General features: G+C 53.6%; 10 protein-coding genes. 3 read left to right on the top strand and 7 right to left on the bottom strand.

Features of this window, described 5'->3' with window-relative positions; translation table 11 throughout:
* Positions 1-592: 592 nt before the first annotated feature.
* Positions 593-2,890: a beta-glucosidase BglX gene (gene bglX / locus KXR87_RS03145; RefSeq protein ID WP_437430821.1), complete on the bottom strand. Its 2,298-nt coding sequence runs from the start codon at positions 2,888-2,890 to the stop codon at positions 593-595.
* 172 nt (positions 2,891-3,062) lie between these two features.
* Here bglX and dld point away from each other — a divergent pair, with 172 nt between their 5' ends.
* Together dld and KXR87_RS03135 are read left to right on the top strand one after the other, a co-directional pair.
* Positions 3,063-4,769 (top strand): D-lactate dehydrogenase, encoded by a 1,707-nt coding sequence (gene dld / locus KXR87_RS03140; protein WP_437430810.1) that lies wholly within the window; start codon positions 3,063-3,065, stop codon positions 4,767-4,769.
* 141 nt (positions 4,770-4,910) lie between these two features.
* Positions 4,911-5,465 (top strand): N-acetyltransferase family protein, encoded by a 555-nt coding sequence (locus tag KXR87_RS03135; protein ID WP_437430809.1) that lies wholly within the window; start codon positions 4,911-4,913, stop codon positions 5,463-5,465.
* A gap of 17 nt (positions 5,466-5,482) precedes the next feature.
* Here the strand turns inward: KXR87_RS03135 and pbpG are convergent, their stop codons facing one another.
* On the bottom strand, positions 5,483-6,421 hold the full coding sequence (pbpG, locus tag KXR87_RS03130) for a D-alanyl-D-alanine endopeptidase (RefSeq protein WP_437430808.1): 939 nt from the start codon (positions 6,419-6,421) through the stop codon (positions 5,483-5,485).
* A gap of 170 nt (positions 6,422-6,591) precedes the next feature.
* Positions 6,592-7,179 (bottom strand): Yip1 family protein, encoded by a 588-nt coding sequence (locus tag KXR87_RS03125; protein WP_437430807.1) that lies wholly within the window; start codon positions 7,177-7,179, stop codon positions 6,592-6,594.
* Positions 7,180-7,345: 166 nt separating this feature from the next.
* Here KXR87_RS03125 and KXR87_RS03120 point away from each other — a divergent pair, with 166 nt between their 5' ends.
* Entirely contained in the window at positions 7,346-7,930 is a 585-nt protein-coding gene (locus KXR87_RS03120) for a DedA family protein (protein WP_437430806.1), read from the top strand.
* On the opposite strand, the gene KXR87_RS03115 is transcribed toward KXR87_RS03120, so the two are convergent.
* The 4 genes from KXR87_RS03115 to KXR87_RS03100 all read right to left on the bottom strand — a co-directional run bounded on the left by KXR87_RS03115 (position 7,931) and on the right by KXR87_RS03100 (position 12,955).
* Entirely contained in the window at positions 7,931-8,701 is a 771-nt protein-coding gene (locus tag KXR87_RS03115; RefSeq protein WP_437430805.1) for an SDR family oxidoreductase, read from the bottom strand.
* Between the two features lie 309 nt (positions 8,702-9,010).
* Positions 9,011-9,943 (bottom strand): tRNA dihydrouridine(16) synthase DusC, encoded by a 933-nt coding sequence (gene dusC, locus KXR87_RS03110; protein ID WP_437430804.1) that lies wholly within the window; start codon positions 9,941-9,943, stop codon positions 9,011-9,013.
* A 68-nt stretch (positions 9,944-10,011) separates the two neighbouring features.
* Positions 10,012-11,334, bottom strand: coding sequence for a 6-phospho-alpha-glucosidase (locus KXR87_RS03105; RefSeq protein ID WP_437430803.1), 1,323 nt, complete (start codon positions 11,332-11,334; stop codon positions 10,012-10,014).
* 13 nt (positions 11,335-11,347) lie between these two features.
* Positions 11,348-12,955, bottom strand: a complete 1,608-nt coding sequence (locus KXR87_RS03100) for a PTS transporter subunit EIIC (RefSeq protein ID WP_437430802.1) — start codon at positions 12,953-12,955, stop codon at positions 11,348-11,350.
* Positions 12,956-12,983: the final 28 nt, after the last annotated feature.

Below are 12,983 nucleotides of genomic sequence, written 5' to 3'. Positions count from 1 at the left end.
CCGGCTGAAAATCGGTGAGGCGTTGACGACGGGCCGGGACCGCCCGCAGGGACGCGGGCGGAGGGGATAGCCTGCAGGGATGCAGGCTGGTCCCCGACCCGACAGCACGGCGGCATAAGACGAACGGACCGCGCTGCGGCGATTTTCCTGGCCGGGAGCCCGGGTTGCAAGGGAGGCGGCGGCGAGCCTCCCTTGCACGTTCACGGGTGCGGTGGCTTCAGAGGGAGAATGCACGCAGGGTGAACGGAACCATTCCACGTAACCTGTATGGGAGTGTTCCACTATCCGCAACAGTCTCTCCTTGAGCAATCGTGCGGAATGTTCCCCCTCACCCTGACCCTCTCCCCGAAGGGGCGAGGGGATTATCCCAGCCCCCTGGTTCACCCTCTTCCTCAGGGAAAGGGAAAGGTTTGTGCCAGTATGAGGAACCGCGCCGGACTCACCAAAGGGAGAGTAAGGCACCCCAACATACGTTGCAGAGCCCCTCTGCGCAGACCCTTACTTCATTTCGAAAAAACCTTACTTCACCTTACTCCAGTTCATATAACCCTTACTTCTGTTCATACAAACCCTACTTCATTTCAAACGCGCCCTACTTCAGCTCAAACGCGCCTTGCTTCACGCGGGCAGAGTCGAGACCAATAAAGACGTTGAATTTGCCCGGCTCCGCATCATATTTCATGCGCTGATTCCAGAATTTCAGGGCGTTAAGGTCAATCGGGAAGCTGACGGTTTTAGTTTCACCCACTTTCAGATCCACTTTCTCAAAACCGCGCAGCTCTTTAACCGGACGGCTCATCGTTGCGGTTTCATCCTGCAGGTACATTTGGATTACCGTTGCACCATCACGCTTACCGGTATTCGTCACCTCAACGCTTGCGGTAACGGTGCCCTCACGGGTCATGTCAGGTGCAGACATTTTCACATCTGACACAGTAAAAGTGGTGTAGCTCAGGCCATAACCAAAGGGATATAACGGGCCGTTGGCTTCATCAAAATACCGTGAAGTATATTTATTCGGCTTATCGGCATTATAGGGACGACCGGTATTGAGGTGGCTGTAGTAAACCGGTACCTGACCAACAGAGCGGGGGAAGGACATCGGCAACTTACCCGATGGGTTGTAATCACCAAACAGCACGTCGGCGATGGCATTACCGCCCTCGGTACCTGCAAACCAGGTTTCCAGAATCGCATCCGCCTGTTGATCTTCTTTCACCAGCGCCAGCGGACGACCGTTCATTAATACCAGCACCAGGGGTTTACCGGTCGCCTTCAGCGCAGCGATCAAATCGCGCTGGCTCTGGGGGATAGTCAGATCGGTACGGCTCGACGCTTCGTGCGCCATGCCCTGCGCTTCACCGACGACAGCTACCACCACATCAGATTTCTTCGCCGCCTCGACCGCTTCGTCAATCATCGCCTGAGGGGTACGTTTATCCTGCTCAACGGCGGGTTCGTACTGGTTAAGGAAGTCAACAATGCCCTGGTCATCCGTCACGTTTGCGCCACGAGCATAAATAACCGTGCCCTGGCTACCCATCGCATTACGGATCCCCGTCAGCACCGTCACCGACTGCCCTGCCACGCCCGCAGCAGACCAGCTTCCCATCATGTCACGCTTGCTGTCTGCCAGCGCACCCACCACGGCCACGGTGGAATCCTTTTTCAAAGGTAAAGTATCGAGACGGTTTTTCAGCAGTACCAGACTCTGGCGTGCGACTTCGCGCGCCTCTTTACGGTGAAGGCGGCTTTCAGCATTGGTATCCTGCGGATCGCTCTCTTTCGAGCCTAAGTGGCTGTAAGGATCGTTAAACAGCCCCATATCATATTTCACGTTGAGCACGTGCCGGGCCGCGTCGTCCAGCTCCGCCATCGTCACCTTGCCGGACTTCACAAGCCCCGGCAGATACTTACTGTAATACTCATCGCTCATGCTCATGTTGATGCCGGACTTCAGCGCTACCCGCACCGCATCTTCAGGATCGGCGGCCGTACCATGTTTGATGAGTTCCTTGATAGCCCCGTGATCGGAGACCGTAATGCCTTTAAAGCCCCACTCGTCACGCAGCACATCTTTCAGTAGCCAGGGATCCGACGTTGCAGGCGTACCGTTGAGCGAGTTCAGCGCCACCATTACGGCACCGCTCCCCGCATCCAGGCCGGCTTTATAGGGCGGCAGATAGTCGTTAAACAGCCGCTGCGGACTCATGTCCACGGTGTTGTACTCTTTGCCGCCTTCAACCGCACCGTAAGCGGCGAAGTGTTTCACGCTGGTCATTACCGAGTAGCGGTCTGCCGGGCTTTTGCCCTGCATGGCTTTCACCATCGCCACGCCCATCTCGGTTGTCAGGAAGGTATCTTCGCCAAAGCCTTCGGAGGCACGTCCCCAGCGCGGATCGCGGGAGACGTCCACCATTGGCGCCCAGGTCATGTTCAGACCATCGTCCGCTGCTTCGTACGCCGACACGCGTCCCACGGTTTTCACGGCATCGAGGTTAAAGCTGGAGGCAAGACCAAGGCTAATCGGGAAAACGGTACGCTGGCCGTGCAGCACATCGTAGGCAAAGAAGAGAGGGATTTTCAGGCGGCTCAGTTGCATCACCTGGTCCTGCATCGCCCGGATATCCTGACGCGTAACGGTATTGAAAATCGCACCGACCTGGTTTTTGCTGATCATGTCGCGGATGGCTTCTTTCGGGTTGTCCGGCCCCACGCTGATTAAACGCAACTGGCCGATTTTTTCATCGACCGTCATTTTTTTGAGTAAATCAGTGACAAATGCATCCCGTGCTTCAGGCGTTAACGGATGATTGCCAAACATCTCTTCCGCCAGCGCAGGCTGCAACGCCAGGCTCACAGCGACACCTACAGTACATAGCCATTTCATGTCGTTCATTCTCTCGTTATATAGCCCACAGACCGACCAGACCGTGAAAAAACGCAGTGTGCCATAATCGTAGTCGCGCTTGCAGAGTTATTCTCTGATTTTTCTGAGAATTCCTTGCTTTCCGGGACTATTCTTTAAGGCAAGATCGTTCTTTCACCACAAGGAGTGGAAAATGTCTTCCCCAACTTCTCAGGAAAATTCAGCTTTTATCGGCGATTTAAAACGCATTGTTGGCACAAATCATCTGCTTACAGAACCGGCCAGGACGGCCCGCTATCGCACGGGTTTTCGCTCAGGCCAGGGGGATGCGCTGGCGGTGGTCTTCCCCGGTTCCCTGCTCGAACTCTGGCGTATTCTGGTAGCCTGCGTAAGCGCCGATAAAATTATTCTTATGCAGGCCGCCAACACCGGCCTTACCGAAGGCTCAACGCCAAACGGTAACGATTATGACCGCGATATTGTGATAATCAGTACGCTCCGTCTGGATAAACTGCATCTGATCGATAAAGGCCAGCAGGTCCTGGCCTACCCCGGCACGACTCTCTACGCGCTGGAGAAAGCCCTCAAGCCGCTGGGGCGCGAACCCCACTCGGTTATCGGATCGTCCTGTATAGGCGCTTCGGTAATGGGTGGCGTGTGCAATAACTCCGGCGGTGCGCTGGTGCAACGCGGCCCGGCCTATACCGAAATGTCGCTCTTTGCCCGTATAGATGAGAACGGCAAGCTGCACCTGGTCAATCACCTCGGCATTGATCTTGGCACCACGCCGGAGCAGATATTAAGTAAGCTTGATGATGAACGTGTGAAGGATACCGATGTACGCCATGATGGCCGTCACGGGCACGATCGGGATTACATCACCCGTGTGCGCGATGTTAACGCTGACACGCCGGCACGCTATAACGCCGACCCCGATCGCCTCTTTGAATCATCCGGCTGTGCCGGCAAACTGGCCGTCTTCGCCGTGCGCCTTGACACTTTTCCGGCCCAGCCGCGCCAGCAGGTTTTTTACATCGGCACCAATCAACCGGAGGTGCTGAACGAAATACGCCGTCATATGCTTAGCGACTTTACCCACCTGCCGGTCGCAGGCGAATACATGCATCGGGATATCTATGACATTGCCGAGCGTTACGGCAAAGATACCTTCCTGATGATAGACAAGCTTGGCACTGACAAAATGCCCTTCTTTTTTACCCTCAAGGGCCGTACTGACGCCCTGCTGGCAAAAGCGTCGGTGTTTAAACCCCATTTTACCGATCGCGCTATGCAAAAGCTGGGGCATCTTTTCCCCTCGCACCTGCCGCCGCGAATGAAAAGCTGGCGGGATAAGTATGAACATCATCTGCTGCTGAAAATGTCCGGTGAGGGAATAGCAGAAGCCCAGAAGTGGCTCTCGGAATATTTTACTCACGCCGAAGGGGGATTTTTTGCCTGTACCTCAGAGGAGGGCAACAAAGCTTTCCTGCACCGCTTCGCGGCGGCAGGTGCAGCCATTCGTTACCAGGCAGTACATGCGGACGACGTGGAAGATATTCTGGCACTGGATATCGCGCTACGCCGAAACGATCACGACTGGTTTGAACATCTTCCACCGGAAATCGACAGCCAGGTAATACACAAACTCTACTACGGGCACTTTTTCTGCCATGTCTTCCATCAGGATTACATCGTGAAAAAAGGGGTGGATGTGCACGCGCTCAAAGAACAGATGCTGGCATTATTACGGCAACGCGGGGCGCAGTATCCTGCCGAACATAACGTTGGGCATTTATATGACGCAGACGAGCATTTAAAACGTTTTTACCTACAAAATGATCCAACTAACAGCATGAACCCTGGTATTGGTAAAACGAGCAAGAGAAAATACTGGCGGTAACCGGTTACCTCAGGTGAACCGCATTGCCTGAGTGACAGGGGTAGCTTTAGCAGAGCTGTATTGTGCACTTTATTCGTACTACAGTAGCGCGGTGGTCAGAGAAACGTTTCTCTGGCCTGCTACCCTGAGGAGCACCCCATCATGTCTGCTGTTGATGTCTTTTCCGAAAATGCATTGATTGTACGTGATGCCATTCCTGAAGATGTTCACGCTATTGCGTCCCTGTATGCCTGGCATGTCCTTCACGGTCGTGCCTCTTTTGAAGAAGTGCCGCCCACCATTGACGAGATGCGCCAACGCATGCTTAAAACAACCAGCGAGGGGTTACCCTGGATGGTTGCTCTCTATCACGGCATTGTGGTGGGGTACTGCTACGCGACCCACTACCGCCCACGCCCGGCTTATCGTTATACCCTTGAAGAGTCGATTTACGTCGACGCCAGTATGACCGGTCGGGGGATAGGCAGCATGCTGATGGAGGCGCTGATCGCCCGCTGCGAGCAGGGACCGTGGCGCCAGATGATCGCAGTAATTGGCGACGGGCATAACAATGCGGGTTCACTTCGTCTGCACAAAAAGCATGGCTTTGAACTGGCAGGGCAGTTGCGCAGTGTGGGCTATAAAAAAGGAGACTGGCGCGACACGCTCATCATGCAGCGCCCACTCAATGACGGTGACTGGACGCTGCCGGAGTAATAAAGCACCGGGGTAACTTAATCGTTTTGCGCGGTCTGTGCGCCCTGGTTCTGCGCCATTTGCGCCGCCTTCTGACGCTTATAATCCAGTGCTGATGCTGGCACAGGCTGGACTTTTCCTGTTTCAATCCAGGTACGCAGACGGCTGGCATCGGCAAAGTGAGTAAATTTGCCGAAGGCATCCATCACCACCAGGGCAACCGGTTTATTGTTGATAACCGTGCGCATCACCAGACAGTGTCCGGCTGCATTGGTAAACCCGGTTTTGGTTAACTGAATATTCCAGTTATCGCGGTAGACCAGGTGATTGGTATTGCGAAAGGGCAGCGTATAGGCCGGACTGGAGAAGGTCGCCATGTCTTCCCGCGTGGTGCTCAGTTGCCCCAACAGCGGATACTGCTTCGTCGCAATCAGCAATTTGATTAAATCTTCCGCCGTAGAGACGTTGCGCACGGACAGCCCGGTCGGCTCAACATAGCGGGTATGCCTCATTCCCAGCGCCTGCGCTTTGGCATTCATTGCGCGAATAAAAGCACCATACCCACCGGGATAGTGGTGGGCAAGACTCGCTGCGGCACGATTCTCTGATGACATCAGGGCCAGTAATAACATCTCTTTACGGCTGATCTCGCTGTTCAGACGTACGCGGGAATAGATGCCTTTCATATCCGGCGTCTGGCTGATATCAACCTTCAGTTTTTCATCCAGCGGCAGACGCGCGTCGAGCACGACCATCGCCGTCATCAGCTTGGTGATGGAGGCAATCGGGCGAACCAGGTTGGGGTGGCTTGAATAGATAACCTTATTGGTCTGCAGATCGACAATCATCGCGCTGCCTGAGGCAATTTCCGGCTGGGCGGCGGTGGCCATAACAGGCGTTTTTGCCAGCGCAGTGTGCGCAGCAGGCAACGTGAAGAGAAGCGCGAGGCTTAATAAAGAAACACGGAATTTCGGCATGGTGTGACTTCAGAAAATTATTCAGGCACGTTATTACGCACACCGCAACTGTTCAGGAAAACAATAACAGATGCTGGCATTTGCATAATAGCCGCCAGGCTTTGCCGCCGCCACCGAAGATTCATTGCAGAAGATTGCGTTGCTGGCATTTACGCCAGCAACGCCGGAAGTCAGAACAGACGATAGCCATAGCCCCACAGGATAACCGTCAGCGCCAGCAACACTTCAAGCACCAGCACGCCGATAGCCAGTGTGGAACTGGAAAAACTCAGACCCTCTTCCCGATTAATATTAAGGAAAGTTGGTATCCCCACATACAAAAGATAACCGGTATAAAACAGTGCCACGGTTCCAGCCAGCGCGCACAGCCAGACCAGCGGGTAAAGTGCCACAATTCCGCTTACGAACAGCGGCGTTGCAACATAACCGGCGAAGACCATACACCGCGCCAGCGAGGGCCGCTGGGGATAGTTGCGCGCCATCCACCAGATAACCCGCCCCATCACCGCAACACCCGCCAGCATTAAGGCATAAAAGATCACGGCAAGAGACAACCCTGTTAGTCCACTTAAAGGGACAACGTTGTTATCGCCGAAATTCCAGCCGATCTGTGTGGTGCCGATAAAGGCGCAAATAACAGGAATGGCCGCCATGATGAGCACATGGTGGGTGTAGTGATGCGAAACGGTTTCGTTTTCGCCTTTAATAGCATGCATTTCACGATCGGGATGGGAAAAGAGTCCCCAAACATGGTTCATAACGCCCCCTTGCTGACTGCCCGAACTACAACATAACGAGTATAAGCCACTTTATGGTTAATTTATGCACACATTGTTTAATTTATGTACAGCTTAAAAATAGCGGCCCTGCGGGATCAATTCATTGGGTGTATGCTTATGGGGACAAACAGGAGAGTGGTTTACTATGGATATCAATACCCTTATCAGTCAGTACGGCTACGCCGCCCTGGTGGTTGGCAGCGTCGCCGAAGGTGAAACGATTACCCTGCTCGGCGGCGTGGCGGCGCATCAGGGACTGCTGAAATTTCCGCTGGTGGTCGCTGCCGTGGCGCTTGGTGGCATGATTGGCGATCAACTACTTTATCTGCTCGGTCGCCGCTACGGAATGAACATACTGCGCCGTTTTAAAAAGCATCAGAACAAAATTGAAAAAGCGCAACGGCTCATCAACCGCCGCCCCTGGCTGTTTGTCATAGGCACACGTTTTATGTATGGCTTTCGAATCATCGGGCCGATCCTTATTGGCGCAAGTCACCTGCCGCCAAAAATTTTCCTGCCGCTTAACATTTTTGGCGCTATCGTCTGGGCGCTGATTTTTACCACCCTGGGCTATGTGGGTGGAGAAGTGATTGGCCCCTGGCTGCATCAGTTCGACCAGCACGCCAAACGCTTAATCTGGCTGGTGCTGGCCGTGATACTGGTTTTCTCCGTTCGCTGGTGGTTTCGCCGCCGACAGAAAAAACAGCGCGCCCGTGGGTCAGATGAGTAGCTAGCGGGTGGCGTTAAACTGCGGATTCGCCAGCATAAAGCCGCCATCAACAATAAAGGATTGACCGGTGGTATAGCTGGCATGTTCAGAGCACAGCCAGGCCACGAGGCTTGCTATTTCTGCCGTTTTACCGGGTCTGGCGAGAGGAATGATTGGCATTGAACCGGGTGTGGCATCCTCATCACTCATGTCGTTCATCGGGGTCGCTATAGCCCCCGGTGCGACCGCATTAACCAGTATGTTGTCACTAACAAGCTCAAGGGCCATCGATTTGGTCAACCCACCCAGCGCATGTTTGGCTGCCGTATAGGCGCTGGCTTCGGGCAGCGGCGTGTGTTCATGCACCGAGGTAATATTCACAATACGCCCCCCCTGCCCCTGTTTTACCATCTGGCGTGCCGCAAGTTGTGAGCACAGCATGGCCCCTTCCACGTCGACCGTGAAAATCTTGCGCCAGTCATCAAGGGTGACGTCAAGAAACGGCGCTTTTGTCATTGCCCCGGCGTTATTAACCATCACGTCGATGCGCCCGAACTGGCGAATCAGCTCGTCTATGGCCTCTGCCCCCTCAGGAAGATGACTCAAATCGAGTTGAATGGTACGTACCTGTCTGCCCCGGGACTCCACTTCACGGGCGGTATCAAGCGCCCCCTTTTCGTCTGAGTGCCAGGTAATACCAACGTCAAAACCCTGGTCTGCCAGCATAAGCGCGCACGCTTTGCCAATACCTGAATCTGCTGCGGTCACAATCGCAACTTTTTGCGTCGTCATCGTGCTCTCCGGTTTTTCAGTTAAAGGCTAAGTATAGAAAAAAAGCATAATCCGGGGGGGTTGCTACACTTTGCGGTGAGTGATCGAAAAAAAGGGAGATAAGACTATGTTGAAATTACTGTTATGGGCCGTTTTGATTATTTTTATTATTGGGCTTTTGGTGGTGACCGGCGTATTTAAAATGATTTTCTGATGTGATTCGCCCTCCCGTTCGGGAGGGCGTTGCTCCGCCCCGTTAACCCGCAGCACGCCCTACTCTGCCTCGCGCATTATGGTTCACTTATCAGTATGGTTACCTGCAAAGGCTGATTACAAAGCCTGAATGACTTTTGCAATCTCTGCTGAGGTCTTAAGAGTACGGATCTGTTCAAACACACCCTGTGATTCATCGTACTCTTTGCGCAGATAGCCCAGCCACTGCTTGATACGCGCCACATGGTATAACCCCGTGTCCCCTTGCTTTTCAAGACGGGTATATTTTTGCAGTAGCAACACAACCTCAGGCCAGGGCATACGCGGCGCGTTATATTTCACCACCCGGCTGAGATTAGGAATATTGAGCGCTCCACGCCCAATCATTACGGCGTCGCAGCCGGTGGCGACCATACACGCCTGCGCACTTTGCCAGTCCCAGATTTCGCCGTTGGCAACAACCGGAATGGAGAGACGCTGGCGAATTTCACCGATGGCCTGCCAGTTGATACGCTCGGCTTTATAACCATCCTCTTTTGTACGCCCGTGCACCACCAGCTCAGAGGCACCCGCCTGCGCTACCGCGTCGGCAATCTCAAACTGACGCTCACCGCTGTCCCAGCCGAGCCGGACTTTCACCGTGACTGGCAGATGCGAAGGGACGGCTTCACGCATGGCTTTCGCGCCGCGATAAATCAGTTCGGGATCTTTTAACAGCGTGGCCCCGCCGCCGCTGCCGTTCACCATCTTAGAGGGGCAACCACAGTTCAAATCCACGCCCCAGGAGCCCAACGCCACCGCACGCGCCGCGTTTTCCGCCAGCCACTCCGGATATTGTCCCAGCAGTTGTACGCGCACCAGGGTGCCCGAGGGGGTGCGACTCTGGTGCTGGAGTTCAGGACAGATGCGATAAAATACTTTGCTGGGCAAAAGCTGGTCGACCACACGTACAAACTCGGTAATACAGTGATCGTAGTCGTTGACCTCGGTCAGCAGCTCCCGCACCAGCGAATCGAGCACACCTTCCATCGGCGCCAGTAACACGCGCATATCTTGCCCCTGAAAAAAAGAGGCGCCATAGTAGCGCCTCTTTTCAGGGGAAGGAAGCCTAACGCCCTCTACTTCAGCACCGGCCAGTAAGCTTTGTTCGCCTCAATTAAGGCATCCAGCACTTTACGCGCCTTCTTCGCATCAATGATGGTGCGGTTCAGGGTCAGCGCCTGTAGCGCTTTGGTGTAAGAGCCTTCAAACCAGGCCTCCACCGTCAGACGCTCGTAAGCGAACTGCTGTTCGATCATCCCTTTATAGAAGGTCGGAATTTTACCCACACCGTAAGGACGCGGGCCGTTGCTGCCAATCTCCGCCGTCAGTTCTACCATCACGTCATCATCAAGATTTTCGACAAGGCCGTTATTCGGCACCATAACAATAAATTTTTTCTTCAGGTTGAAGGCTATCGCTTCAGCCAGCTCTACGATCATGTCGCCGTGGGCGTCGTTATGCACCACATGGACGTTGCGGGTCGTTCCTTCCGCTACCGCAGTTCGGCACTCCTCAAATACCCGTTTCTCACGACCGTTAATCACTTCGTTGGCACGTGTAAAGTTCGGGTCAAGTTTTGAGAATTTATACTCCGGGTAGAGGTAGTACTGAAGATAGGTATTTGGCAGATAGTCCGGAAAATCGCGGAGCATATCGGCCACAGCGGCGTAGGTATCGAGCCAGGACTGATCGCGTTGCTCGGCATCCGCCGGAATAAAGCCATTCTTCGCAATATACGCTTTCAGCTCAGGCGCCAAATCATGCCCGTTTTCATCATAAAGATGGGTGAACCAGCCAAAGTGGTTAAGACCAAAATAGACCGGATCAAAGGTTGCCGGATCGCGCCCCAGCAGACGCCCGTAGGAGCGCAGCAGATTGACCGGCTGATCGCAGATGTTCAGGATACGATCGTCATCAGGGAAGCGTTTATTCAGCGCATCGGCCACAATTGCCGCCGGGTTGGTGTAGTTCAGGATCCAGGCACGGGGCGATCGTGCGCGGACATCCTGCACTAATTCAATCATGTCACGAATGGAACGCATACCATAGGCAAAGCCGCCCGCGCCGCAGGTTTCCTGGCCTATGACTCCCAGACTCAGCGGGATTTTTTCGTCTTTTTCACGCATGGCATAACCGCCGGTGCGCATCTGGCAGAAGATGAAGTCCATATCGGCGAAAGCGATCTCTTTATCACCGGTATAAACAAACTCCAGCTCAGGATACTCTTCGCGGAAAAGCACTTTGGCATATTCGCCAATAACAGCCTGACGCTCTTCATTAACATCGAACATCACCAGTTTTTTTAACGGCAGACGCTCTTTGAGTTTACAGAGGGCTTTTAATAAACCCGGTGTCCATGTGGAGCCGCCACCGACTAATACAATATTAAATGTTTTCATATCATCTGTTCTCTTATTGCGTCTGTTGAACAAGTAAGTGCTGTTTTACGGCACTGGCAATACTCTCGACCTGCGGGCCGTAAATAACCTGAATATCGTTTTTTGTTGCGCGAACAAATCCGCTCGCACCACTTTGTTTAAGCTGTTTCTCATCAACTTTCTGCATATCGACAATTTTCACCCGCAGACGGGTAAAGCAGCAGTCGACATTCTGGATATTTTCCCGCCCCCCAAGACCGGCAATAATTTGTTCTGTTGCAGCGTCACCTTTGACTGATTCATTGGGGGTCAGGGAAGCGTTATCCTCTTCTTCACGCCCCGGCGTTCTGGCGTTGGTGCGTAAAATTATCCACTTAAAGGCGAAGTAATAGACCGGGGCCCAGATACAGCCGAGCAGTAAATCAAACCACCAGTGGGTCTTGGTTCCACCCAGCACGCCAAAGACCATAAAGTCGATAAACCCGCCCTGAATATTGCCGATCATCACCTGGAGCAGTTGCGCACTGGCAAAAGAGAGACCGGACATAATCGCATGGAATAAAAACAGCAGCGGCGAGACAAAAATAAAGCTGAACTCCAGCGGCTCAGTGATGCCAGTGGTAAAGGAGGCCAGCGCTCCCGCCAGCATCAGGGCTTTCACACGTTGTTTATGCTCGGGCTTCGCACAGCGGTAGATAGCCAGCGCCGCGGCGGGCAGACCGAACATCATGACCGGAATTTTCCCCTGCGCCAGGAATCGGGTTGCTTCGCGCACTATGTCATCGGCCAGCGCGCCAGGGTGGGCAAGCGCATAATTGAAAATGGAGAGCGCCCCGATAACGCTTTCGTTATTCACATGCACCATGCCGCCGACAGGGGTAAAGCGTACGGTCTCGTTGAGAATGTGGTGTAAACCGGTTGGGATCAGGATGCGTTCAGTAAACGCATAAATAAAGGTGCCAAAGGGCCCGGACTCACCAATAAATTGCCCGAGGTGAATGATGGCGTTTGCGATATATGGCCAGATTAGCGACATCAGCACACCGACAATGGGCAGGACAATCACGGTAATAATGGGAACAAAGCGACGGCCACCAAAATAGGCGATGGCCGCCGGGAGTTTAATCGTATAAAAACGGTTGTGCAGAATAACGGTAATCAGGCCGGCAATAACCCCGCCAAGCACACTCATCTGGTAAGAAAATATGCCCAGCGTGCTGGCAAATTCAGCGGAATACATTACCGCATCGGCCTGGCTGTAGCCTTTTTCCATTAATGCAGCGACTGAGGTAGTTTGCGGCGTTAAACCTTGCGCCAGTAAGCTGTAATTCACACCCACATGGAAGGTAATAAAACCGATAACCGCCGCGAGAGCTGCCGTGGGTTTTTCATCACGCGCAAGGCCAATGGCCGCAGCAATCGCAAACAGCAGCGGGAGATTACCAAAGAGCGCCCCGGCGACCTTGCGAATAAAGCCAATGACCTGTTGCATGGCCTCAGCGTGAATAATACTTTCACCGACAATCGCCGGATTCTGTAATGCCGCCGCAAGGCCGAGGAATATCCCCGCTGCGGCGATCACGGAAATGGGCATCATCAATGCCTTTCCTAAATCCTGAAGAAACTCACCCGTCCGACGCATTGTTATTTTCCTTATGGGTACTGGCTGA

The organism is Yokenella regensburgei, from assembly GCF_051486985.1.
Taxonomy (GTDB): Bacteria; Pseudomonadota; Gammaproteobacteria; order Enterobacterales; family Enterobacteriaceae; genus CBFFRJ01.
The sequence above is the reverse complement of the archived record's forward strand: the minus strand, read 5'-3'. Positions and strand labels throughout refer to the sequence as shown.

Excerpts from the sequence above, each read along its gene's own strand:
- dusC (WP_437430804.1), bottom strand. The coding sequence starts at position 9,943 with ATGCGCGTGTTACTGGCGCCGATGGAAGGTGTGCTCGATTCGCTGGTG.
- KXR87_RS03125 (WP_437430807.1), bottom strand. The coding sequence starts at position 7,179 with ATGAACCATGTTTGGGGACTCTTTTCCCATCCCGATCGTGAAATGCAT.
- KXR87_RS03115 (WP_437430805.1), bottom strand. The coding sequence starts at position 8,701 with ATGACGACGCAAAAAGTTGCGATTGTGACCGCAGCAGATTCAGGTATT.
- KXR87_RS03120 (WP_437430806.1), top strand. The coding sequence starts at position 7,346 with ATGGATATCAATACCCTTATCAGTCAGTACGGCTACGCCGCCCTGGTG.
- bglX (WP_437430821.1), bottom strand. The coding sequence starts at position 2,890 with ATGAAATGGCTATGTACTGTAGGTGTCGCTGTGAGCCTGGCGTTGCAG.
- KXR87_RS03100 (WP_437430802.1), bottom strand. The coding sequence starts at position 12,955 with ATGCGTCGGACGGGTGAGTTTCTTCAGGATTTAGGAAAGGCATTGATG.
- KXR87_RS03105 (WP_437430803.1), bottom strand. The coding sequence starts at position 11,334 with ATGAAAACATTTAATATTGTATTAGTCGGTGGCGGCTCCACATGGACA.
- dld (WP_437430810.1), top strand. The coding sequence starts at position 3,063 with ATGTCTTCCCCAACTTCTCAGGAAAATTCAGCTTTTATCGGCGATTTA.
- pbpG (WP_437430808.1), bottom strand. The coding sequence starts at position 6,421 with ATGCCGAAATTCCGTGTTTCTTTATTAAGCCTCGCGCTTCTCTTCACG.
- KXR87_RS03135 (WP_437430809.1), top strand. The coding sequence starts at position 4,911 with ATGTCTGCTGTTGATGTCTTTTCCGAAAATGCATTGATTGTACGTGAT.